This is a genomic window from Planococcus plakortidis (genome assembly GCF_001687605.2).
Classification (GTDB): Bacteria; Bacillota; Bacilli; order Bacillales_A; family Planococcaceae; genus Planococcus; species Planococcus plakortidis.
This window is the reverse complement of the sequence record NZ_CP016539.2, coordinates 220,266-242,270: the sequence shown is the minus strand read 5'-3', so window position 1 is coordinate 242,270 and position 22,005 is coordinate 220,266. Positions and strand designations below refer to the sequence as shown.

Here is a 22,005-nt window from a genome sequence, read left to right as displayed (position 1 = left end):
AAGAGATCCATGCCTCTTATCTTTCAGAAATGTACATTTCTGATGGAATTAGCACCGTGCCTTAAGGGATCGAATCCCGGCGCCAAAGCGCCCCGTCTCACAACGGTATTACGGTCGGTTGCTGGGCGTCATCGGGCCATTTCCCTCTGCCTGCTCTTGATAAGAGTTTGCTATGCAACATTTATGAAGTTCTGAAACGAATGCTAGCACGATTCAGAATTCATTGTCAATAAAATATTTTGAAAAAACGAAAACCTTTCCGCTAAAGGCGAGTTTCATACTCGGGTTTCCTAGTTCATCGATTACTTGCTGCACTCTTCATAAATACCCGCAGCCGGTTGGGCATGCCTTTTTCTAGAGAACGCACCCTGAAGTGATCAGCTGACATTTTTCAGACATTTTTGATTTTCTCCGTTGACAGATACTGTCTGTCATGAAATAATCAGAATTACTTTGCAACAGCCATAATTTCATAATCTATTCTTATTCAGAGCAGGTGGAGGGACAAGCCCTACGAAGCCCGGCAACCGGTCCGATCATGGACACGGTGCTAATTCTTGCAGCCAACGCAATCGATTGGCTGGGAAATAAGAAGGCGTTAATCATTAACCTCTTCTTATTTGCGAAGAGGTTTTTTTATGTCCACTAAGCAGGAGGGTTATTCATGAGCGGTGTTATCGCGACATATCAATTATTCGGCAAAGCCGGTTCATTCGAAAAAAAAGCAGAAGCCATTGCACTCGGTTTGACGGTCGGTTCGTGGACCGATCTGCCATTGCTCGAGCAGCAGCAATTGCAACAACATAAAGGGCGCGTCGTGTCGGTCGAAGAATTCCCGCATGTCACCCACCCCGCACGTCAAGGCGTCATCCAAGCACGCCTGAAAATCCATTACCCGGCGGCCAACTTCTCAGCGGATTTGCCCGCCATCCTGACGACCGTCTTTGGCAAGCTGTCTCTCGACGGCGAGATCAAATTGATCGATTTGGATTTTGAAGAATCACTGCTCCGCCAGTTTCCGGGCCCGCGTTTTGGGATCGACGGCATTCGCGAAACGCTCGGTGTCAACGGGCGCCCGCTCGCCATGAGTATTTTCAAGGGCGTCATCGGCCGCGATCTCGATTATCTATCAGATCAACTTCGCCAACAGGCACTCGGCGGCGTCGACTTGGTGAAAGACGATGAGATTTTATTCGACAATCCACTGACGCCGTTTGACAAGCGCGTTACCGCAGCGTGTCATGTGTTAGACGAAGTGTACGAAGAAACCGGCCATCGCACGCTGTATGCCGTCAATTTATCCGGACGGACATCAAGCTTGCGCGACAAGGCGCGGCGGGCACGTGAACTCGGGGCGGACGCTTTGTTGTTCAATGTCCATGCCTACGGATTCGACGTCTTGCAGGAACTGGCAGAAGACGAAGAAGTGGCACTCCCGCTTATGGCGCATCCTGCGTTCAGCGGCGCGTATACGTCATCCGATTTTTACGGCGTGTCCACGGCGCTTGCACTTGGCAAACTGACACGACTGGCAGGAGCTGACTTCAGCTTGTTCCCGTCCCCTTACGGCAGCGTCGCCCTCGAGAAAGAAACGGCGTTGCAGCTCGGTCAGGAACTGGTCAGCGAAGGCCCTTTGAAGCAAAGCTTCCCGGTGCCATCCGCTGGCATCCACCCCGCCCTCGTGCCGCTATTGTTAGAAGACTACGGCGTTGACAGCATCATCAATGCCGGAGGCGGCGTCCATGGCCATCCAGACGGCGCTGCTGCTGGCGGCAAAGCGTTCCGCCAAGCGATCGACGCCGCACTGCAAGGACAGGCTTTAACGGAAGCCGCCAAACAACAGGACGAATTACAAAAAGCGTTAGCATTATGGGGGGAAACCGTATGAGCAAGCCGGTCATATTTTGCGACTTCGACGGGACGGTGACTTCCCGCGATAATTTGATCGCCATCATGAAAGAGTTCGATCCGCCGGGTTGGTCGCCGATAAAAGATCAAATTCTCGATCAGCGCATTTCCATATGCGAAGGCGTCCAGCAAATGTTTGCCTTGCTGCCATCTTCCGCCAAGCAACAGATCATCAACTATGCGCTCGACCAAGCGGAAATCCGCGAAGGCTTCGCCGATTTCGTCGCCTACACAAAACGCCATGACATCCCGCTCTATATCGTCAGCGGAGGCATCGACTTTTTCGTCTACCCATTGCTCGAGCCATACGGTCCATTCGCCGGCATCTATTGCAACGAAGCGGATTTTTCGAATGACAAGATCCATATCCGCTTCCCGCACGGCTGCGACGAACAGTGCGACAGCCAAGGCTGCGGCTGCTGCAAACCGTCCGTCATGCGCCGCATCATGTCGGAGCAATCGACGAGCATCGTCATCGGCGATTCCATCACCGACTTGCAAGCCGCCAAACAAGCGGATCTCGTCATCGCCAGGGATTTCCTGGTCGACAAATGCGAGGAGCTCGGCATTGCCTATGAAGCTTTCGAAAGCTTCCACGACGTGACGGATATTCTTGACGCCAAGCTAGGAGTGATTTCATGAGCGCTTACGAAACCCGCTGGCAAGAACTCGCCGAAGTGAAACGGGCGCTTGCTGCGCGCGACTGGTTTATGGGAACAAGCGGCAATTTGGCGATCAAAGTATCGGATGAGCCGCTCGAATTTCTCGTCACCGCCAGCGGCAAAGACAAATACAAAGAAACAGCGGAAGACTTTCTGCTCGTCGACAAAAATGGGCAGCCCGTACAAGCTGGCGCGCTCAAGCCTTCAGCCGAAACCTTGCTGCACCAGGCCGTTTATTCCGAAACCTCAGCCGGCTGCAGTTTGCACGTCCATACGGTCGCGAACAATGTCATCTCCGAGCTCTATGGAGATGAGGGGGTTATTGAATTTCAAGGACAGGAACTGATCAAAGCGTTCGGCTTATGGGAACAAGACGCCAAGCTGTCGATTCCGATCATCCCGAACCATGCCGACATTCCAAAGCTCGCAGATGAGTTCAGAAGCTTCGTCAACGCCGATAAAGGCGCCGTACTCATCCGCAACCACGGCATCACCGTGTGGGGGAAAGATGCTTTTGAAGCGAAAAAGCTGCTCGAAGCGAGCGAATTTTTATTCCAATACCGATTGGCGCTCCGCCAATTCCAATCCTAAAACAAGAGAGGAAGATCCATCATGGCCATCATTAAAATTCAAGGAACAGACGAAACAATCGAATCCCAACAAGAGGTTGCCGCATTTCTCGAAAGCCAGGAAGTCGTCTACGAGCATTGGGATATCCATAAATTGCCGGAGCCATTGCGTGAGAAATTCGATTTGAGCGACGAGGAAAAAGAACAGATCCTCGAAGCGTTCCGTTCGGAAATCGATGACATCTCGGCACGTCGCGGCTACAAGGCAGCAGACGTCATCTCCCTGTCCGATTCGAACCCGAAACTCGATGAACTGCTGAAAAACTTCCAGCGCAAGCATATCCATACAGACGACGAAGTGCGCTACATCGTCAGCGGCCACGGCGTCTTCATCATCCAAGGCCAAGACGAACGCTTTTTCGAAGTCCACCTGACTCCGGGCGATTTGATTTCGGTGCCTGAAAACATTACACATTATTTCACGCTCGCTGAAGACCGCAAAGTCGTCGCCGTGCGCATCTTCGTCACTACGGAAGGTTGGGTTCCGGTCTACGAAGACGAAACCGTCAACAATTAAAAAAGAAACGAAAAAGACATGCCCATGTTAAAGGGGGCATGTCTTTTTTTTGCTGGTTCTTGTCATTTGGTTGATCTTGCGAAGAGTAAGGTTTGTTGTAAAAAAGAAGCTTTCTATTCAATCATTCAACATGCTTCTGCGTTTGCGGATCTGATATGTATTCAATTGCTGGAACAGCTTGGACGAAGTCGATTGGTCGATGACAAATTGCACACCGTATTCAAAATACGGGTCTTTCTCCAATTTCCGGACAATGCGTCCTTCGAGCAAAAACTCTTCATCCAATAACACGAAATTGCAAAAAACTTTTTCATGGAGCGCAAAGTCGAGACTCGCTGTAAAGACCAACCCTCCGGCACTCAAATTAACGATATCGACGAATACTTCCTCTTTTTCCGGAATGGCCACTTTTCCACTGATGGCGCGGACAAAAGACACCCGAAAAAACTCCCTGCGGTTATCGCTCACATTGTTTCTCCCTTTCCCACGGGCTTGTTACATATACAAATTGAGCAGCAAGCCTTTTATTTCCCCTACCGTTTCCAGTATGCCAATATATTCCACTTCATTATCCAATAATTGATCCTGCAGCGCAATCACTTTTTCGTCGATGAACTTCACGATCTGATGAGGCTGCGCCCCTTCCCCGAAACCGGACGCAGCTTGTTCGCTCAGCCCGATCCCGTGGCGAAGCGATTCCCCAAGAAATTGCTTGATGGATTGTTTATACGCAACCAAATTCTGCAGAGTCCGGTGTTCCGCAAGCCGTTTGCCGTGCTGTTCGACATTCGTAAGTAGCGGCGTGAGCGCATCCCGTCTCAGCTCAGTCCGCGACTGCTTCATCGCTTCTGCAAATGCGCCGCCTGGCGGTTTGGCCATTATCGTATTGGGTTGTTCTGAAGGCCTGGGCCTTGCTGCATCAATGCGCATCTCCATGTCCCACCTATCGAGTCTGTCTTTTCTTCTCTAGTTGAACGGCGACTTCCGCTTCGCCGATCGGCAATTCCAGGAGCTTCGCGATATGGGCAGCCGAGAAGCCTTGTTTCGTGAGCTGCCGCACTTTCTCACGGCGGCTTGTTTCCACTGGAGGCTGATTGGCAATTTTCGTCTCTTCTGCTGGAGATACCGCATTTTCCCACTGCGCCATTTTCGCTTCCGTCTGCTCCAACCGGTCCATCAATTTATCGTATAAGGCATCGTTTTCCTGTTCGACGGCTGTGATGAATTCCGCCATGGCCGCTTCGAGCCGTTCGGATTCCTGTTCGACCATCAGCTTTCTCGACATCATCAGTTTGACGTTCAGCAATAACAATAAAGTGCTGACCACTACCAACAGTGCTACCATCTGCTCCCTGCTTTCCTTCAATTAATAATGTTCATGGACCGATAGCATCGCTGCGTGCAGCCGCAGCATCGCTTTCGAATGCAGCTGCGACACCCTCGACACGCTGAGACCGAGAATCTCCGCGATTTCGGTCAGCTTCATCTCTTCAAAATAACATAACGAAACCGTCAATTTCTCTTTTTCCGGCAATGTGGCAATGGCTTTCGCTAACGCCTCTTTGGTCATCTGCCCGGACAGCTCGCGTTCCGGCGAACCAATAGTGGCGCGTGGCATGCGTTCTTCCAGGTTCGCCTGGTCGTCATCCATCGACAGCATTGCCGATAGGGCCGCTTCCGAGACGGCGCGGTTCAATTCTGCCGGGGTCATCCCCAAGTATTCGCTCACTTCCTGGTCACTGGCACTTTCGCCTTTCTGCTGCTCCAATTCGGCGTACGCTTTTTCGATTTTCTTCACTTTGTCCCGCAATGAACGGGGCAGCCAATCGCTTTTCCGGAGGCCGTCGATGATTGCCCCTTTGATCCGCCACCCGGCATAAGTTTCGAATTTCCAGTCTTTTTCCGGCTTGAATTTATCGAGTGCGTCCAGCAAGCCTTCATAGGCGTAGCTTCGGACTTCGTCTTTGTCGACAGTTTTCGGCAGGCTGATAAGAAAGCGTTGAATCACATAATCCACCAGGGGCAAATACTTCGCGACTAAATAATCGCCGGCATCCTGGTCCCTGTTCTGCTGCCAGTTGCCCCATTGCGCCAGTTCTGCATTCGACAATTTCTGATTTACCAAGCTGTCCACCCCACTTCCGCTATGCCTTTATTTGAAGAATAATTTCATGACGAATCCACGAAGCCCGATCTTGAACGGCGACGGCAACTCCAGATACACCGCTGCGAGCGAGCGCACCGCTTTGCTCGCCGCACTGCTCGGATGCGAAAGCAAGAACGGCTCCTGCTTTTTGACCGCTTGCGGCACATGGAGGTCCGATGGCACAATGCCGAGCGTCCGGATGTCTTTATCCAAAAAGCGCCCTGCGACTTCCGCAAAGTTCTCGGCTGTCTGATGGCCTTCTTTGCCGTCAGTGCATTGATTGACCACGAGGCGGATCGCCAAGTCCGGGTCTTTTGCATGCATCATCTTGACGACCGAATAGGCATCGGTGACCGATGTCGGTTCAGGCGTCGTGACCAATAGCACTTCATCCGCTGCGAGCAGAAAGCGCATATTGTTCTCCGACAACCCCGCTCCCGTATCGAGCAGCACGAAGTCCACTTTTCCTTGCAGGCTGCCGAGCTGTTCCATAAAACGCTTCATCTTTTCGGCGTCCAGTTCAAACAACCCCGACAGCCCTTGCCCTCCGGCAATCAATTGCAAGCCGAGCGGGCCGCGCTCGATCACATCTTCGATCGCCAATTGTTTGTCCAGCATGCCGATGATCGTTTCGCGCGGCGCATGGCCGAACAAAATATCGATATTGGCGAATCCCAAATCGACATCGATGACCAGCACCGATTTCCCTTGTTCGATCAGCGCAAGCGCGAAATTTAAGGTGAAATTCGATTTACCGACGCCGCCTTTGCCGCTCGTCACGGCCAGGACGCGCGTATTGCGTATGCTCGGATTCGTATTCTTGCGCGACATCTTCTCCCTTAATTGAACGGCCTGGTCACGCATGGCGCAGCTCCCCTGCGATGTAATCGGCGATGCGCCCAGGCGTTGCCGCAACCAAATCATCCGGCACGTTTTGGCCGGTCGCGATGCGGCGAAGCGGAATCCGGTAGCGGTGCAATAAATTGAGGATGACGCCGGCAGAAGCCGTTTCATCTTTTTTCGTGAGCAGCAATTCATCGATCGACAGCGCTTCGAAGTTTCCGATGATCTGGACCATGTCCTCGTATTTCGCCGTCAAGCTCAACACCAAGGTCGTATAGATATGCTGCGTTTCCGGCAGCAACCGCTGCAAATCCTGGATGTACTCGGCCTGCTGGTAATTGCGCCCCGCCGTATCGATCAAGATGACGTCACAGTCTTTCAAAGCATCGAGTGCCCCTGCCAGTTGTTCACGCGATTCGACCACTTCGACCGGCACATCCAGAATCTCGCCGTAAGTTTTCAATTGCGCAACGGCTGCAATGCGGTACGTATCGGCGGTGATCAACCCGACGGTGCGTTTATGTTCGAGCAATTGCTCAGCCGCCACTTTCGCGATCGTTGTCGTTTTGCCGACGCCCGTCGGCCCGATAAAGCAGGCGATCGAAGGCGATTCATTTTTGATGGCCTGTTGATGCTGTTCAATAAAGCGGATGAGCTCCGCATGGAACGCCTCCTGCACCGGCGCTTCGTTTTCTGATGCCTTCAGCAATTTGGAAAGCAGCTCTGTCTGCACCGTTTGTTCCACGCCTTGCTTTTCCAGTAAGCTACGCAGTGGGCGCAACGGTTCAGGCAAGCGGTCTTCCGGCCCTTCGTGCATCATGAGCCGCTTCAAACTTTGCAGCTCTTCCATCAGCGCATCGTTTTCCTGCTCTTTTGCCTCCGGCACCTCAGCAACTGTCGCTTGCGCTTTGGCTGGTGCCACTGCTTTAAGAGCCGACTGTTCCGCTGTTTCGGCCGCTGCGGTCACTTCCAGGCAGTCTTTTCGGAACAAGCCGAACAAGCCGCCGGTCTTCACTTTTTTCGTGTTGAGGATAAGGGCATCATCGCCTAGATCCCTTTTGATGAGCGCCATGGCTTCGGGCATTGTAGTGACTCGGTAAGTTTTTAATCTCATGGGATATTCACGACTCCAACACTTTGGATTTCAATTTCAGGCTCCAATTCGTTATAGGACAATACCGGCAGATCCGGCGCAAAGCGTTCCACGAACTGGCGCATATAGATGCGGATGGCAGGTGACGTGAGCAGGATCGGCTGGACGCCGTTTTGCTGCAGCTGGCCGGCCTGTTCGGTGATTTTCTGGAAAATCGTCTGGGACGATTCCGGGTCGATCGATAGGTAGTTTCCTTGTTCTGTGCGGTGGACCGAATCGGCGAATTTCTTCTCTAGGCTCGCTCCTGCCGTAATGACTTTCAATGCTTCATTGTCCGGCGCGTACTGGCGGGTGATTTGTCTCGCGAGCGCCTGGCGCACATATTCCGTCAGCAAATCGACGTCTTTTGTTTGCGGCGCATAATCGGCCAAGGTTTCCAAGACGACCAGCAAATTGCGGATCGACACTTTTTCCTTCAATAACTTCATGAGCACTTTTTGGACTTCGCCGATGCTCATCAAGTTCGGGATCAATTCTTCAACGACAGCCGGAGAGGAATCACGGATGTTTTCAATCAGTGACTTCACTTCCTGGCGGCCGACGAGTTCGTGCGCATGGCGCTTGATGATTTCCGTCAAATGCGTCGAGACGACGGATGGCGGATCGACGATGGCGTAGCCCGCCATCTCCGCCTCTTCTTTCATGTCTTCATCGACCCACAGCGCCGGCATGCCAAACGCAGGCTCGACAGTTTCGATGCCATAGACGTTTTCATCATCGACGCCAGGGCTCATTGCGAGGTAATGGTCGAGCATGATGTCGCCGCGCGCCACCCGGTTGCCTTTGATCTTGATGACGTATTCATTCGGCTGTAATTGGATATTGTCGCGGATGCGGATGACCGGAACGACGATGCCCAGTTCCATCGCGCATTGCCGGCGGATCATGATGACCCGGTCCAATAGGTCCCCGCCTTGGTTTTTATCAGCGATCGGGATCAAACCGTAGCCGAACTCGAATTCGATGGCATCGACATGCAGCAAGTCGTTGACGCTTTCCGGACTCTTCAGGCCGGCCGCTTCTTTTTCGCCCGGGTCGCTGTCTTTTTCGGACGCTTCCTCAGCGTTGAGCGTCTTTTGCATCCTGAAAGCGCTGAAGGCAACGACAGCCGCGACCGGCATAATCAAAAGCGGACTGATGGGGGTGAAAACTGCGAGCATCATCAGCGTGCCGGCGACGACGTAGAGCATTTTCGGGTAAGCGAACAATTGGCGCGTGACATCTGAGCCGAGGTTGCCGTCCGATACGGCACGGGTGACGACAATCCCCATCGCCGTCGAAATCAACAGCGCCGGGATTTGGCTGACGAGCCCATCGCCGATCGACAGCAAAGTGAACAATTGCGCCGCTTCGCCGATCGGCAAGCCGTGGACGACGACGCCGATCATCAAGCCGCCGATGATATTGATGATGGTGATGATAATGCCGGCGATGGCATCGCCTTTAACGAATTTACTGGCGCCGTCCATCGCGCCGTAGAAATCGGCTTCCTGGCCGACTTTTTCGCGGCGCGTTTTCGCTTCGCGGTCAGAGATCATTCCTGCACCTAAATCGGCATCGATGCTCATCTGTTTGCCGGGCATTGAATCGAGCGTAAATCGGGCAGCGACTTCCGCCACGCGTTCCGAACCTTTGGTGATGACGAGGAATTGGATGATGACCAAAATCAAGAACACCAAAATCCCGATGATGGCACTGCCCCCGACCACGAACGAACCGAATGTTTCGATGACTTGCCCGCCGGTTTGATTGGTCAGGATCGAACGTGTCGTCGAGACGTTCAAGCCGAGGCGGAACAAGGTCGTCAGCAGGAGGAGCGTCGGAAAGATCGAGAACTGCAACGGTTCTTGCGTGTTCATCGCCACCAGGATGATGGTCAGCGCCAAGCTGATATTGATCATGATTAGAATATCCAATAACAGCGGCGGCAGCGGGATGACCATCATGATGACAATCATGATCACCGATACCAATATCGCATAATCTCTGAATTTCAAACTGCTTCCTCCTCTGTCGTGTTGCGGTTTGCTATGTATCTTGAAGTTAGGCTTAGGATATTCCTGGGAAAGCGTGTTTTCCGAAGCTTACTGCTCGCTTTCCGTGGGCTCGCGCCCAAGCCTCCTCGCTCACTACGTTCACTGTGGGGTCTCGGTCGTCTCGCTAGTCCACAGGAGTCGAGCAGACGCTTCTCCAAACACTCAGACATTTCACTGATAGTTGGCGGATTGAAAAGTTCTTCTTAAAACTCTATAGCGTATAAATTTATTCAATACTCTTGATTCGCTCTTACTTCATTCAGTTCAGTTTATCTATACATTACGAAAGCTTACCCTTCAAAGCGTAGATATAAGCCAGGACTTCGGCGACGGCTAGGAACAGTTCTTCGGGTACGGAATCGCCGATGGATACTTGTGCGTAGAGCGAGCGGGCGAGCGGCTTGTTTTCCATTGTCACGATGCCGAGCTCTTTCGCTTTTTCCTTGATCTTGAGCGCCGTGAAATCTTTGCCCATTGCAATGACTTTCGGCGCTTCCATCGTTTCGGCGTCGTATTGAATCGCAATCGCATAATGCGTCGGGTTGGTGATGACGACGTCAGCATTAGGCAAATCCTGAATCATGCGGTTCATGCTCATTTGGCGTTGCTTTTCCTTGATCTTTTGTTTGATTAACGGATCGCCTTCCGCCTTTTTATATTCATCTTTAATGTCTTGCTTGGACATCCGGATGCCTTTTTCAAACTCGTATTTCTGGTACATATAGTCGAGCGTTGATAAAGACAGCAAAATCAGCGCCGCGACCATGCCCATCTGGAGGACAAGGCCGCCAACAAGACTCAGGGAATCGCGCAAGCTTTGCCTAGACAGCGAGAAAATCTCTTCCTGTCCGAACCATAAGACGCCAAACGCGGCGCCCCCGACAATCGCAATCTTCATCAAGGACTTCGCCAGCTCCACCAGTGCGCGAACCGAGAAAATCCGTTTTGCGCCTTTGATCGGATCGAGCCGCTCGAGCTTCGCTTTCAACGGTTCTGCCGTAAACAGCGGCCCCACTTGCATGTAATTTCCGAGAAACCCGAAGACCACGCCGACCAGCATAATCGGCACAATGACCAAGAATGCATCCATGGCCAATTGTTCGAACATGAGCCGGATCGTGTCTGGCGTGATGTCCCAACTGATGTACTGGATGTAATTGATGCGGTAAATGGCCAGCAATTGGTCAAGCATCCATTCCCCGAGAAAGCTCAGGACGAGGATGCCGCCGAGCATGATGAGTGCGGCCGCGACTTCCTGGCTTTTGGCGACTTGGCCTTTCTTGCGCGATTCCTGGCGCTTTTGGGGCGTCGCTTTTTCGGTCTTTTCGCCGGCAAAAAACTGCAGGTCCAATGGATAGCGTTTCATCCTATCCGCCTCCCAATAAGCTGATTAATTTGCCCATACTGCCCATCATTTTTTCGAAAAGAATCTGCAGCAAATAAAAGAACACGCCCATCGTCAACAGCAGCAGCACAAAGCCGACAAAAATCTTCAGCGGCAAGCCGACCGCAAAGATATTCAATTGCGGCACGGCTTTCGTCAGGATGCCCAGTGCCACGTCGATCAAAAACAAGGACGCGACGATCGGCAGGGAAATCTGAAAAGCGATGATGAACATTTCAATAAACAAATCGGTCATAAAACGTGCAATGGACTCCGCACCAACCGATAAAAACTCTTCCGCCGGGAGGGCGCGCAAACTCTGCATCACGCCGTCAAGCATCATATGATGGCCGTTGACGGTCAATAGGAACAACAGCGCGAGCGTGTATTTGAATTGCCCGATGATCGGCACTTGGGCGCCCGTCTGCGGATCCAAGACATTGGCGATGGCAAAACCCATCTGGAAATCGATGAACGCTCCGGCGATCTGCACCGCATAAAGCAAAAGCGCGGCCGTAAAGCCAAGCGCCAAGCCGACCGCCAGCTCCTTGAAGATCAGTAAAGTGTAGCTGCCATCGAGCACCAATGCGGTTTCCGGAGCCCAAGCGGTCGTCGCTGTCAGCGCGAGAAAAGCAGCGATGCCGATCTTGAATTGATTGGGCACGCCCTTCATCGCAAACAGCGGCGCAATCAGGAAAAAAGCGGTAAGGCGGATAAGCACGAGCAGGAAGAACGGCAGCAGATTCAGAACCTCATTCATCGGCGCTTATCCGATAAACCGCGGAAGCTGCTCGAACAAATCGCGCGTATAATCCAGGAGCATTGTCAGCATCCAGGGGCCGAAAATGACAAGCGACAGGAAAACCGCCAGTATTTTCGGGATGAATGCCAGAGTTTGCTCCTGGATTTGGGTCATGGCCTGGAACACGCTGACCAATAGCCCCACTCCCAGTGCGATGAGCAATAACGGAGCTGATATGAGAATGATGAGGTAAATGGATTGTTCTGCTAGTTTGATGACCATATCCGGCGTCAAAGTAATTCTTCCTCTCGCTAAAAGCTGACAAGCAGCGATTCGATGATTAAATACCATCCATCCACCAGGACGAACAATAAGATTTTAAAAGGTAGTGAAATCATGACCGGCGGCAGCATCATCATCCCCATCGCCATCAAAGTCGACGCGACGACCATATCGATGATCAAGAACGGGATGAAAATGACGAAGCCGATCTGGAAAGCGGTCTTCAATTCGCTCAGTGCGAATGCCGGGATCAGCGAAGTCAACGGGATGCCTTCGATGCTGTCCGGCTTTTCCAGTTCAGCGTATTTGAAGAACAACGCCAAATCTTTTTCACGCGTATGCTGCGCCATGAATTCCTTGATCGGCAAGATGGCGGCATCGAGCGCTTCTTCCTGGTTCAGTTCTTCGTCCAAATACGGCTGGAGCGCGGTATCATTCATTTCCGTCGCGACCGGTGCCATGATGAAAAAGGTTAAAAATAACGCCAATCCGACCAGCACCTGGTTCGGGGGCATCGATTGCGTCCCAAGCCCTGTCCGCACGAAACTCAGGACGATGATGATGCGCGTGAAGCTCGTCATCATGATCAGGATGCCTGGCGCGAGCGACAATACTGTCAGCATCAATAATAATTGCAACGTCGTCGAGACATCTCCCGGGTTGGTATTATCGAGTGAGATGCCGGGAATGGCCAATAATAATTCTGGGATCATCGCTGGTCCTCCCCGTCATCTGTGCGTTTCTTGCCGAAAGACAAGCGCCGTTCTTTTTGCTTGTCCAAACTGCGGGCGAAGTATTGCTCGAAGTTCGTAAAAGACTCTTTCGATTTGCCACCGTTTCCGAATAAGGCGGATGCTGCTGGACGCTGTTGCTCTAGGTCTTGTTCCAAAGCCGCGATTTCCGCTTCCCCCGAAAACTCCTTGATGAGCGTTACTTCGTTACCCACGCCAATCAAATAGAATTGGCCGCCGACTTTGACCAGCTGCAGCGATTTGTTCTGGCCGAGCGGCGAGCCGCCCATCAGCTGGACCGCACGCTGCGACTGCACGCCTTTTTGGCGCATCGCCAAAAATTTGATGAGCCCGTAGATCAATCCCGCGATCAGCAGCGTATAGAAAATCAACTGCCCGATGATCGCAGCAAAACTTTTCTCTTCGATCTCCGGCACCGCTTCCGCTTCTGCCGGTTCGGCGTCGCCAGGAGCTTCTTTCAGCCAATCGGTCACATTTCCCGTATCCGCAGACGCCATTGCCGGCGCGGCAAGCCAAAGGGCAGCGAGCGCTATGAGTAGTAAAATCCAATGTCTGTAATTCACACTTGCCGTACTCCTTCGCCTTGCATCAACGCAATTTGGAAATGCGCTCTGCCGTACTTAAAATATCGGTGACCCGCACGCCGAAGTTTTCGTCGATGACGACCACTTCTCCGACAGCGATCAGTTTGTTGTTGATGAGGATATCCACCGGCTCTCCTGCCAGTTTATCGAGTTCGACGATCGACCCTTGCGACATCTCAAGGATTTCCTTGACCATCCGCTTCGTGCGTCCCAGTTCCACCGTCACTTGCAGCGGAATGTCCAGGAGCATGTCGAGGTTGTTCGGCGCAGATTGTTCAGCGGCGATTTCGTCGAAGCTCGAAAATTGAACGGACTGGACGCTTGGCCCGCTGGAATCCGCCGGCTGTGAAGTTTTTTCGGGTTGTTGCTGTTCGTTTGATGACATATCCTGTGTCTCCTTCGCTTCTTGCGCTTGCCCGCATCCTGCCAGCTCTTCGGCCAATTCTCGGCACGGCCCGGCCGGCAAATACATACGGAACGCTACATTTTGTCGGTTGCCGACAGTCAGCGTAAACAGTGCTTCAGCAAACCATTGTTCTTTGGTGAAATGAGTGAACGGAAATTTCTGCCCCGCCTCCAGAATGTCCATGCCCGATAAGGAATAGCCAATTTCCTGTCCGCTCACCATCGACAACGCAGCCGCTGATGACCCAAATAGGCGCACAAGCATATCCTGCACTGCCGCGAACAGTTTATCGCTGTCTGTTTCATTCGACAGCTCCGAAGCCATCGCATCCGCCTGTGCTTGGCCGAGCGTGACGATCTGCGGCATTTTTAACAAGCCGCTGTATTCACCGAGCGCGACGTAGACTGGTGCCTTCGTTTCCGCGAACAGTTCGTCCTTGCTCTTCACCGTCCACACCGGCCCTTTGATGGCTGCGGTTTCTGGAAACAGCGGGTCGCGAAGGGCAGCGGTGCCACCGAACGCTGTGCAGAACAACTCTTTTAATACGCCGAGCTCATGGCTGCCCAAAGCTTGCTCTGGGGCTGGGCTGTCTACCTTATTCAGCAGCCCTTTCATCTCTTCAGGCGATAGGCGCTCATCCTTCATCACAAACTTCCCCTTCCGTACACAAGCCTGTAATTTGTACCGCCAAGCGGCCTTTTGAAATTCCCGGCTGTGCAAGGAATTTCTGTTTCTGGTCGATATACAGTTTTATCGGTGCATCGATCGCATCGTCCAAGCGCAGGATATCGCCTTTTTTCAGGTCCAGGAAATCCTTGATGTCGACAGTCGCTTCACCTAATACTGCTGCAACATCCATCTTTGTCGTCTGAAGGCGTTTTTCAAGTGCTTCCACTTCGTGATCTTCAACTGCTTTCTTTTGGTTGGCGAGCCAGTGGCGGGCCGATAATTTCGGCAAGACTTGCTCGAGTACGAGGTGCGGGAGGCAGATCTGGATCTCGCCTTCCACTTCGCCGATCTTTGTGTGCAAGCTAACAACGATGACGGTTTCATTTGGGGCCGCCATCGTTAAAAATTGCGGGTTTACTTCGATTTCCTTGAGTTCCGGCGATAAGGCGATGACCGATGACCAAGCCTCCTCGAAACAGTTCAAGGAGTTGCTGAAAATGCGGTCGATGACGCTGATTTCGATTTCCGTCAAATCGCTCGTTTTTTGCAACACATTGCCCTGGCCGCCAAGCAGGCGATCGAACATGACGTATGCCACTTCGGGTGAAAATTTCATCACCATGCTGCCGCTGAGTGGGCGGGCTTCGAACACACCAAGAATCGATTTCCTCTCGACCTGCTGAAGAAAATCCGTATACGACACCTGTTCCACTTTTTCGGCATTAATCTGCACATAGGTACGCAGCTGCGTCGAAAAATAGGAAGTCAACAGACGCGCAAAATTCTCATGGATGCGGGACAATGTACGGATTTGGTCTTGCGAAAACCGCAAAGCCTTCTTGAAATCGTAGGTATGGATCTTTTTTTGGTTCAAGGCCGCTTCGCCTCTGTCTGAAAAATTCGTTTCCATGCTGACTCCCCTTATTCTTCCATAGGTGCATCGTGCAGTCGTGGCAGGATGTTGATGTCCCGATAATAAGCCGTCACTTGGTCGATCACTGCGGACACCGGCTCCAACACATGCACTTTTTTTCCGGTCGTGAGCGTGATTACCGTATCCGGCATCGCTTCAATACGTTCGATGTACACCGCATTCAAGATGATTTCAGACCGGTTCAACCTTGTTAAGCGAATCATTGCGCATCACTCCGTTCAGCCGCCATTATCATCGTTTCAAGTTCACGACTTCCTGCAAAACTTCATCGGAAGTGGTGATGGTGCGCGAGTTCGCCTGGAAACCACGCTGCGCGATGATCATTTCCGTAAACTCTTCCGTTAGGTCAACGTTGGACATTTCAAGAAGGCCTGAGCCGATTTGGGAACGAATGGCGTTGGCATCACTGATGACAATTTCTTCTTCATTCGACAGCTCATACATCGATCCGCCGACTTTCCGGAGACTTGTCGGATTGTCTACTGCAAACATACCGATTTGGATTGCAGGATCGGGCCCATTCTCCTGGACGATATTGCCGAGTCGGTCAATGCTGAAATCGCTGCCTGGAGGAGTTATTTGGACAGGGTTTCCTTGTGTATCCAACACGTTGTATCCTTGTGCTGTCGTCATGAACCCTTCTGAGTCCAAAGTGAAGCTGCCGGCGCGCGTCAAGTAACGTTCGCCACTCGCTTCTGATTCAACGACAAAGAATCCATCGCCCATGATCGTCAAGTCTGTTGCAACTCCCGTTGAGATCGCTGAGCCCGGGTTATGGTTGACGTTCAAAGAGGCGGTGCCGGAACCAAGTCCGACTTGCATCGGGTTCGCCCCGCTTGTCGATACCGTTTGGCTCAGCAAATCCTGAAACTGAATCGAACTTTTCTTGAATCCGATTGTATTGACGTTGGAAATATTATTACCGATGACATCCAATTTCACCTGGAAGTTTTTCATGCCGGACACCCCGGAGTACATAGAACGCAACATTTGTCATTTCCCCTTTCAGCTGGCTGCAAGTTTAGGCTTGCTCGGCCGCCTGTTCGTTTTTGGTTTCGCCTTGCTGTTCGATTCGTTCAATGGCCGACAATGGAATTTTCGTTTCTTCGCCTTCCAGCTCGACCATGATCTCGCCGTTCTTCATCGTGACTGCTTTGACAATGCCGGTGCCAGCTTGTTCATTGGCTGACCAGCTGACTTCGGTGCCGAGCAAGTGGGCGGAACCCGCAAGAGATGCGCTTCCGCCTTCTCCGGCGTAGCCCGTCATCGTCTTGTTCAATTGCGTCAATTGCTCGAGGCTGCTGAACTGGGCCATCTGTCCGATGAATTCCGCATCTTTTTGCGGTTCCATCGGATCCTGGTATTTCAGCTGGGCGATCAGGATTTTCAGGAAAGCGTCCTGCCCGAGCGCATCCGGCTTTGTTTTTTCTGTGGCTGCCGTCGGCTGGTTCGCTGCCGTCGTCGCTGTAGTGATATTCATCCAATCAGTCCCCTTAGTTAAACGGTATAATTCAATTGGCCATTGTCTGAAACAGTTTCACGCTGGCGCCTCTGCGGTATATCAGCATCATCCGAAACGGATTCTCCGCCGCTTCCGCCACCCCGGCCAGCGCTATTTCCAGAGGCATCCGCGAAAGGCGATTCCCGCTGCCGTCCGTGCTGTTGGAATTCCGGTGAACTGTGCTCTTCCCGAACTTCCAAGCTGTCGATCTCCACGCCTTGCTGAGACAGCGACAGGCGCAGTTGATTCAACTGGAATTCAACCGCTTCTTTCGCGGCACCATGGCTCGCGATGATTTGCGCACTCACTTTACCGCCTGCCGCGCTCACCAAAATCTCCAGGTGGCCGAGATGCTCAGGGAAAATATTGATACGCAAGCGCGTTTCATTTCCGCCTGCAGTTAAGCGGGCCGGTGAACTGATCCATTCCGCGAGTGTTTCCGACAGCTTCTGAACCGGAACTTGCCGAACCGGCACGTCCACTTGCTTTTGATCAGCAAGAGCAACCGGAAGCACAGCGGCCTGCACTTGCGCTTCTGTTTTTACAGGAGCTGCAGCTTGAACCGCTTCCGCTTTTAGAATCGTTTCGCCCTCTGCAGGCACCGCTTTCGCAGCCTGCGTGTCAGGCGCTTGCTGTTCAACCGCATTATTAGCTTGAGTGCTGTTGCTGTCCTTCGACAGCGCGTGCAGCCAGGCGGCAGGCGTCTGTGCAAATGGCAGGCGCGCTTCCGCTTTGATAGGCGCGAGTTCTTTCAATAACAGCAGTTTTTCTGAAGGAAGCGTTTCTTCTTTCAGTTGCGCAGCCAATTCGATAAGCGGGCGCAGCGCTTCTTCCGGTGCCGTTTCATCCGGAGTAATTTCTTTTTCCGCGACCCCCGGAAATCCCGTAGGCTGTACGAATTCTTTAGCAGTCAGCAATAAGGATTTTATCTGCTTTACCAGTGCAGCCAGTTCACCCTGAACCTCTTCATCGGAACTGAAGACTTCAACGGCTTGCTCCAATTGCTCCCCGTTCGCATCGGCAAGCAATTGGAACACCGCGTATTGCATGGCTTGCTGTTCTTCGGTCAATTGCTCTGCAGGCATGTCCGACAATTGCTCGAGGAGAGCAACGAGTTCTTTCATCGGCAACGCGGCTGAGGCCGTTTCAGGCTTTGCTTGCAGCTGTGCCGGATCTGCCGACAGCGCCATCAGCAATTGCCCGAACTGTCCAGCCGGCTCATTGCTCCCTTGCGTTTTCACAGCAGCTGCGGGTGCAGCGGGCCGGCCGATTAATGCAGACACCAACGCGTTCACTGTACGTCACCGGTCCTGCCGAGGCGGTAATAGCGGCTGCCGGCCAGGTCATCGAAAAAGTTCTGCTCTGCCGCTTGATGTTCTTTCTGGTGGGCGGCGTAGTTCTGTTCTTTCAGATTGCCCCAGGTTTTTTCTTCGCGGGCTTTTTCTTTCAAGGCATCCTGGCTTCTTGAAACTTTGCGTTCAAGGGCCGCGACTTCACGGCTCGCCATGGACGACTGCTCATAGAGCTGATGGATGTATTCTTCGAGCATGCGCAGCTCGGAGATCGGAAGGCCTTTTTGCTCTTTAGCTTTTTTCATTTCTTCCGCCTGCGTAATCTTGCTGTGCAGCGCTTCGCTTTGTTCGCGGACGGCCTGCTCTTTTTTCAACGCTTCGGCCATCTCCACTTGCGCCAGCTGCGTTTCGTTTTCTTTCAGTTCGAGAATTTTCTGGAATCGGAAATTGAATCGTGTCACGTTTCAGCACCTCCAAATTGTTGTGCGAGCCGGTCGACGCTTTCCGCCAATTCGGCCTTCTCGTAAATATCTTGTTGCAGATAATCGCGAATCAACGGATACGCACGGATCGCTTCATCGATTTCTTTATTGGCGCCGCTTTTATAGGCCCCGATATTGATCAAGTCTTCCGCCGAATCGTGGGCTGCGAGCAATCGTTTCAATTCGGCCGCGGCTTGTTTATGCTCTCGCGTCGTCACTTCATTCATGATGCGGCTCACGCTCGCCATGATATTGATCGCCGGGAATTGCCCTTTTTGCGCGAGTTTGCGGTCCAGGACGATATGGCCGTCCAGGATGCCGCGCACCGCATCGGCAATCGGTTCGTTCATATCGTCCCCATCGACCAGTACCGTATAGAAGGCGGTAATCGATCCCTTCGACGACGTGCCGGAGCGCTCGAGCAAACGCGGCAATAACGCGAAAACGCTCGGCGTGTAGCCTTTACTGGTCGGCGGTTCGCCGACCGCCAGACCCACTTCGCGCTGCGCCATCGCAAAACGCGTTACGGAATCCATCATCAACATGACGTTTTTCCCTTGGTCGCGAAAATATTCCGCAATCGCAGTTGCCGTCAGCGCCCCTTTGATGCGTTGCATCGGCGTCTGGTCAGACGTCGCAGCGACCACGACTGAATTTTTCAAGCCTTCTGGCCCAAGATCGCGCTCGATGAAATCGCGCACTTCCCGTCCACGCTCGCCGATCAGCGCGATGACGTTGACGTCGGCTTCGGTGTTGCGGGCGATCATGCCCATGAGCGTGCTTTTTCCGACGCCGCTTCCGGCGAATACGCCGATGCGCTGGCCTTGCCCGACCGTCAGCAAACCGTCGATCGCACGCACGCCGACTTCCAAAGGCTTGTCGATGCGCGGCCGCTTGAGCGGGTTCGGCGGTGTGTTCGTCGTGGAATATTTCTTCAAGCCTTTCGGCAATTTATTGTCATCCAACGGCTTTCCGGTGCCGTCGAGGATTTTTCCGAGAATGGCCGGGCCGACGCGGATCTGCAGGGGCACACCTGTCGCGACGACGAGGCAGCCTGGCCCGACTTGCGCCAGATCCCGCAGGGGCATGAGCATGATTTTGTTTTCCTTGAAGCCGACGACTTCCGCCTCGATCGGCGGGTCAAAGCGGCTCGGATACAACAGGCACAACTCGCCGAGCTTGGCGTTCGGGCCTTGGGCTTCGATCGTCAAGCCGATCACTTGGACGACTTTCCCGTGTTTTCTCACCGGCTCGATTTCTTCCAGCAGCGTCAAATACTCGTTATCTATCAGCTTCATCATTGGATTTCTCCTCACAATAAACGAGCAATTGCTTTTTGATTTCGTTCAACTGGCTATCCAGTGTCGCATCGAACGAGCCGCTTTTCGTATGAATCGTGCAGCCGGAAGGCGCTTGCCCCGCGACTGGCATGAGTTTGAGTTCGGCGCCTGCCCGGATATAGCTTTTCAGCTCGTCTTCAAACGGCAGCATCGCCGGGTAATCTTCAAGCGCCACGTGAATGGCGACTTCTTCCGAATCGTCCACTTGCCGGAGGGCGTGGCGGACGATCGACAACAGCTGCACGTCGTCTTGCATCAATTCATTGCGGATGATTTTCCGTGCGATTTCGGTGCTGAGCGACAATAAAAACGGTTCCGATTCACGGATGATGCGGCGCTGCTCTTCATAAGCCGCAGCGATCAAGCTTTCCATCAACTCGCGCTTTTCGAGAAAATCCGCTTCGGCTTGGGCGAGCCCTTGATTGAAGCCTTCCTGGAACCCGGCTTCCGCCGCAGCTTGCGCTTGTTGTTCCGCTTCTGCTAGCGCTTGCTGTTGTTGGGTTTTTCGCCATTCGGCCAGTTCCATATGTGCTTGTTGTTGCTCTTCGGCCAGTTGTTTTCTCAACGTGTCCAATTGCTGCTCCAACCCGCTGATTTCACCTCTCAACCGTTCCCCGTACTGTTCGATCCCTGGCTCCGCTTGCGCTTCGAACGGCCGGCGGGTTTTCACTTCACGCAAGCCGATAATTTTCGTGCCGTTTTCCCCGGTGCTGCTGCGGATGATCCTAGACAATCATTTCATCTCCTTCATCACGTGAAACCGTGATTTCCCCATCCTCTTCGAGCTTGCGGATCAGCGCCACGATTTCCGTCTGGGCAGTTTCCACTTCTTTCAGTTTGACAGGGCCCATGACATCCATCTCCTCCCGGATCAATTCCGAACGGCGTGTGGACATATTATTGAAAATGCTTTCCTTCACGTCTTCGCTTGCCGCTTTCAAGGCAAAGCTCATGTCCTGGTCGTTCACTTCGCGGACAATGCGCTGAATCGAACGAACATCCAGTTTGACGATGTCTTCAAAGACAAACATGCGTTTCTTGATTTCTGCGACCAGCTCCGGGCTTCCGCTTTCGAGTTCGGAAAGGATCGCTTTTTCTGTGCCGCGATCGACTTGATTGAGCACGCGGACGATCGCTTCCACTCCACCGGTCGCTGTATAATCCTGCACCCCGTTCGCCGAAGACAATTTACGTTCCAGGATCTGTTCGACTTGCTGGATGACATCCGGTGATGTACTTTCCATCAACGCGATGCGCTTCGCGACTTCCGCCTGCTGTTCTGCCGGAAGTTGCGACAGGATTTGTGAGGATTGCTTCGGATCGAGATATGACAGCACCAATGCGATGGTCTGTGCCTGTTCATGTTGCAGCACCGTGGCAATGCGCGCAGGATCCAAACGCCTTGCGAAATTGAAGGGCTTGACCTGCAGACGGTTCGACAGGCGGCCGATCGTATCGAGCGCTTTTTCTTTGCCGAGCGCTTTTTCAAGAATATCGCGTGCGTAGCCAAGCCCGCCTTCGTTCATATAGTCCTGCGCCAGGACCATTTCGTAAAATTCATTGATCACTTGTTCGGTCTGGCTGTTCTTCAATTGGCGCACATTGGAGATTTCCATCGTCAATTGGTCGATTTCCTTTTCAGACAGGCGCTTGAACACTTCCACCGAAACATCCGGCCCCATCCCGACCAATAATACGGCGACTTTTTGGATCCCCGTTAATTCCCTTATCCGTTCCACCATT

Annotated in this window: 26 protein-coding genes and 2 riboswitches; of the genes, 4 read left to right on the top strand and 22 right to left on the bottom strand. The window is 52.7% G+C overall.

Annotated features, from left to right (window positions below; genetic code table 11):
- Positions 1-13 precede the first annotated feature (13 nt).
- Positions 14-166: riboswitch (SAM riboswitch) on the bottom strand.
- A 314-nt stretch (positions 167-480) separates the two neighbouring features.
- A riboswitch (SAM riboswitch) is annotated at positions 481-594 on the top strand.
- A gap of 70 nt (positions 595-664) precedes the next feature.
- From BBI15_RS01305 to BBI15_RS01290, 4 genes are read left to right on the top strand one after another with little or no spacing between them, the layout of a single operon-like run.
- Positions 665-1,888: a 2,3-diketo-5-methylthiopentyl-1-phosphate enolase gene (locus BBI15_RS01305; RefSeq protein WP_068871529.1), complete on the top strand. Its 1,224-nt coding sequence runs from the start codon at positions 665-667 to the stop codon at positions 1,886-1,888.
- Positions 1,885-2,550, top strand: coding sequence for a 2-hydroxy-3-keto-5-methylthiopentenyl-1-phosphate phosphatase (locus tag BBI15_RS01300; protein ID WP_068871527.1), 666 nt, complete (start codon positions 1,885-1,887; stop codon positions 2,548-2,550). Before BBI15_RS01305 ends, BBI15_RS01300 begins: the two co-directional genes overlap by 4 nt.
- Entirely contained in the window at positions 2,547-3,161 is a 615-nt protein-coding gene (locus BBI15_RS01295) for a methylthioribulose 1-phosphate dehydratase (protein WP_068871526.1), read from the top strand. The genes BBI15_RS01300 and BBI15_RS01295 overlap by 4 nt, the downstream gene beginning before the upstream one ends.
- A gap of 21 nt (positions 3,162-3,182) precedes the next feature.
- Positions 3,183-3,716, top strand: coding sequence for a 1,2-dihydroxy-3-keto-5-methylthiopentene dioxygenase (locus BBI15_RS01290; RefSeq protein WP_068871525.1), 534 nt, complete (start codon positions 3,183-3,185; stop codon positions 3,714-3,716).
- A gap of 117 nt (positions 3,717-3,833) precedes the next feature.
- On the opposite strand, the gene BBI15_RS01285 is transcribed toward BBI15_RS01290, so the two are convergent.
- The 22 genes from BBI15_RS01285 to fliG all read right to left on the bottom strand — a co-directional run bounded on the left by BBI15_RS01285 (position 3,834) and on the right by fliG (position 22,004).
- Positions 3,834-4,184, bottom strand: a complete 351-nt coding sequence (locus tag BBI15_RS01285; protein WP_068871523.1) for a PilZ domain-containing protein — start codon at positions 4,182-4,184, stop codon at positions 3,834-3,836.
- Positions 4,185-4,211: 27 nt separating this feature from the next.
- Positions 4,212-4,646 carry a YaaR family protein gene (locus BBI15_RS01280; RefSeq protein ID WP_068871521.1) on the bottom strand — a complete coding sequence of 145 codons (435 nt, stop codon included), beginning with the start codon at positions 4,644-4,646 and terminating at the stop codon, positions 4,212-4,214.
- A gap of 13 nt (positions 4,647-4,659) precedes the next feature.
- Positions 4,660-5,061: a DUF6115 domain-containing protein gene (locus tag BBI15_RS01275; RefSeq protein WP_068871519.1), complete on the bottom strand. Its 402-nt coding sequence runs from the start codon at positions 5,059-5,061 to the stop codon at positions 4,660-4,662.
- Between the two features lie 21 nt (positions 5,062-5,082).
- On the bottom strand, positions 5,083-5,841 hold the full coding sequence (locus BBI15_RS01270; RefSeq protein WP_068871517.1) for a FliA/WhiG family RNA polymerase sigma factor: 759 nt from the start codon (positions 5,839-5,841) through the stop codon (positions 5,083-5,085).
- Positions 5,842-5,868: 27 nt separating this feature from the next.
- Entirely contained in the window at positions 5,869-6,726 is an 858-nt protein-coding gene (locus BBI15_RS01265) for a MinD/ParA family protein (RefSeq protein WP_068871515.1), read from the bottom strand.
- A complete protein-coding gene (flhF, locus tag BBI15_RS01260) occupies positions 6,719-7,789 on the bottom strand; it encodes a flagellar biosynthesis GTPase FlhF (protein ID WP_237150893.1) in 1,071 nt (356 codons plus the stop codon). Before flhF ends, BBI15_RS01265 begins: the two co-directional genes overlap by 8 nt.
- 26 nt (positions 7,790-7,815) lie before the next feature.
- Positions 7,816-9,855 (bottom strand): flagellar biosynthesis protein FlhA, encoded by a 2,040-nt coding sequence (flhA, locus tag BBI15_RS01255; protein WP_068871511.1) that lies wholly within the window; start codon positions 9,853-9,855, stop codon positions 7,816-7,818.
- Positions 9,856-10,174: 319 nt separating this feature from the next.
- Positions 10,175-11,260, bottom strand: a complete 1,086-nt coding sequence (flhB, locus tag BBI15_RS01250; RefSeq protein ID WP_068871508.1) for a flagellar biosynthesis protein FlhB — start codon at positions 11,258-11,260, stop codon at positions 10,175-10,177.
- 1 nt (position 11,261) lies between these two features.
- Positions 11,262-12,038: a flagellar biosynthetic protein FliR gene (gene fliR / locus BBI15_RS01245; RefSeq protein ID WP_068871506.1), complete on the bottom strand. Its 777-nt coding sequence runs from the start codon at positions 12,036-12,038 to the stop codon at positions 11,262-11,264.
- Between the two features lie 6 nt (positions 12,039-12,044).
- A complete protein-coding gene (fliQ, locus tag BBI15_RS01240) occupies positions 12,045-12,314 on the bottom strand; it encodes a flagellar biosynthesis protein FliQ (protein ID WP_058382069.1) in 270 nt (89 codons plus the stop codon).
- Between the two features lie 17 nt (positions 12,315-12,331).
- Entirely contained in the window at positions 12,332-13,015 is a 684-nt protein-coding gene (gene fliP, locus BBI15_RS01235; protein ID WP_068871505.1) for a flagellar type III secretion system pore protein FliP, read from the bottom strand.
- Positions 13,012-13,617 carry a flagellar biosynthetic protein FliO gene (locus tag BBI15_RS01230; protein WP_068871504.1) on the bottom strand — a complete coding sequence of 202 codons (606 nt, stop codon included), beginning with the start codon at positions 13,615-13,617 and terminating at the stop codon, positions 13,012-13,014. The genes fliP and BBI15_RS01230 overlap by 4 nt, the downstream gene beginning before the upstream one ends.
- 25 nt (positions 13,618-13,642) lie before the next feature.
- Positions 13,643-14,689 (bottom strand): flagellar motor switch protein FliN, encoded by a 1,047-nt coding sequence (gene fliN, locus BBI15_RS01225; protein ID WP_068871502.1) that lies wholly within the window; start codon positions 14,687-14,689, stop codon positions 13,643-13,645.
- Entirely contained in the window at positions 14,679-15,623 is a 945-nt protein-coding gene (gene fliM / locus BBI15_RS01220; RefSeq protein ID WP_068871501.1) for a flagellar motor switch protein FliM, read from the bottom strand. The genes fliN and fliM overlap by 11 nt, the downstream gene beginning before the upstream one ends.
- A gap of 11 nt (positions 15,624-15,634) precedes the next feature.
- On the bottom strand, positions 15,635-15,850 hold the full coding sequence (locus BBI15_RS01215) for a flagellar FlbD family protein (protein ID WP_068871500.1): 216 nt from the start codon (positions 15,848-15,850) through the stop codon (positions 15,635-15,637).
- Positions 15,851-15,878: 28 nt separating this feature from the next.
- Positions 15,879-16,637, bottom strand: coding sequence for a flagellar basal-body rod protein FlgF (flgF, locus tag BBI15_RS01210; protein ID WP_068871499.1), 759 nt, complete (start codon positions 16,635-16,637; stop codon positions 15,879-15,881).
- Positions 16,638-16,668: 31 nt separating this feature from the next.
- Positions 16,669-17,127, bottom strand: a complete 459-nt coding sequence (locus BBI15_RS01205; protein ID WP_068871498.1) for a flagellar hook capping FlgD N-terminal domain-containing protein — start codon at positions 17,125-17,127, stop codon at positions 16,669-16,671.
- A gap of 17 nt (positions 17,128-17,144) precedes the next feature.
- Positions 17,145-18,443, bottom strand: a complete 1,299-nt coding sequence (locus BBI15_RS01200) for a flagellar hook-length control protein FliK (RefSeq protein WP_068871497.1) — start codon at positions 18,441-18,443, stop codon at positions 17,145-17,147.
- Complete coding sequence (gene fliJ / locus BBI15_RS01195; protein WP_068871496.1) at positions 18,440-18,901, bottom strand: flagellar export protein FliJ; 462 nt, start codon at positions 18,899-18,901, stop codon at positions 18,440-18,442. Before fliJ ends, BBI15_RS01200 begins: the two co-directional genes overlap by 4 nt.
- Positions 18,898-20,220, bottom strand: coding sequence for a flagellar protein export ATPase FliI (fliI, locus tag BBI15_RS01190; protein WP_068872655.1), 1,323 nt, complete (start codon positions 20,218-20,220; stop codon positions 18,898-18,900). The genes fliJ and fliI overlap by 4 nt, the downstream gene beginning before the upstream one ends.
- Entirely contained in the window at positions 20,204-20,995 is a 792-nt protein-coding gene (locus BBI15_RS01185) for a FliH/SctL family protein (protein WP_068871495.1), read from the bottom strand. The genes fliI and BBI15_RS01185 overlap by 17 nt, the downstream gene beginning before the upstream one ends.
- Positions 20,988-22,004, bottom strand: a complete 1,017-nt coding sequence (gene fliG, locus BBI15_RS01180) for a flagellar motor switch protein FliG (RefSeq protein WP_068871494.1) — start codon at positions 22,002-22,004, stop codon at positions 20,988-20,990. The genes BBI15_RS01185 and fliG overlap by 8 nt, the downstream gene beginning before the upstream one ends.
- Position 22,005 lies beyond the last annotated feature (1 nt).

What these genes read in the sequence shown, in the direction of transcription:
- BBI15_RS01215 (WP_068871500.1), bottom strand. Translation starts at nt 15,850, where the DNA reads ATGATTCGCTTAACAAGGTTGAACCGGTCTGAAATCATCTTGAATGCG.
- fliM (WP_068871501.1), bottom strand. Translation starts at nt 15,623, where the DNA reads ATGGAAACGAATTTTTCAGACAGAGGCGAAGCGGCCTTGAACCAAAAA.
- BBI15_RS01275 (WP_068871519.1), bottom strand. Translation starts at nt 5,061, where the DNA reads ATGGTAGCACTGTTGGTAGTGGTCAGCACTTTATTGTTATTGCTGAAC.
- fliP (WP_068871505.1), bottom strand. Translation starts at nt 13,015, where the DNA reads ATGATCCCAGAATTATTATTGGCCATTCCCGGCATCTCACTCGATAAT.
- BBI15_RS01305 (WP_068871529.1), top strand. Translation starts at nt 665, where the DNA reads ATGAGCGGTGTTATCGCGACATATCAATTATTCGGCAAAGCCGGTTCA.
- flhB (WP_068871508.1), bottom strand. Translation starts at nt 11,260, where the DNA reads ATGAAACGCTATCCATTGGACCTGCAGTTTTTTGCCGGCGAAAAGACC.
- flgF (WP_068871499.1), bottom strand. Translation starts at nt 16,637, where the DNA reads ATGTTGCGTTCTATGTACTCCGGGGTGTCCGGCATGAAAAACTTCCAG.
- fliR (WP_068871506.1), bottom strand. Translation starts at nt 12,038, where the DNA reads ATGAATGAGGTTCTGAATCTGCTGCCGTTCTTCCTGCTCGTGCTTATC.
- BBI15_RS01205 (WP_068871498.1), bottom strand. Translation starts at nt 17,127, where the DNA reads ATGAATATCACTACAGCGACGACGGCAGCGAACCAGCCGACGGCAGCC.
- BBI15_RS01290 (WP_068871525.1), top strand. Translation starts at nt 3,183, where the DNA reads ATGGCCATCATTAAAATTCAAGGAACAGACGAAACAATCGAATCCCAA.
- fliG (WP_068871494.1), bottom strand. Translation starts at nt 22,004, where the DNA reads ATGGTGGAACGGATAAGGGAATTAACGGGGATCCAAAAAGTCGCCGTA.
- BBI15_RS01300 (WP_068871527.1), top strand. Translation starts at nt 1,885, where the DNA reads ATGAGCAAGCCGGTCATATTTTGCGACTTCGACGGGACGGTGACTTCC.
- flhF (WP_237150893.1), bottom strand. Translation starts at nt 7,789, where the DNA reads ATGCCCGAAGCCATGGCGCTCATCAAAAGGGATCTAGGCGATGATGCC.
- fliN (WP_068871502.1), bottom strand. Translation starts at nt 14,689, where the DNA reads ATGAAGGATGAGCGCCTATCGCCTGAAGAGATGAAAGGGCTGCTGAAT.
- BBI15_RS01295 (WP_068871526.1), top strand. Translation starts at nt 2,547, where the DNA reads ATGAGCGCTTACGAAACCCGCTGGCAAGAACTCGCCGAAGTGAAACGG.
- fliI (WP_068872655.1), bottom strand. Translation starts at nt 20,220, where the DNA reads ATGAAGCTGATAGATAACGAGTATTTGACGCTGCTGGAAGAAATCGAG.
- BBI15_RS01265 (WP_068871515.1), bottom strand. Translation starts at nt 6,726, where the DNA reads ATGCGTGACCAGGCCGTTCAATTAAGGGAGAAGATGTCGCGCAAGAAT.
- BBI15_RS01280 (WP_068871521.1), bottom strand. Translation starts at nt 4,646, where the DNA reads ATGCGCATTGATGCAGCAAGGCCCAGGCCTTCAGAACAACCCAATACG.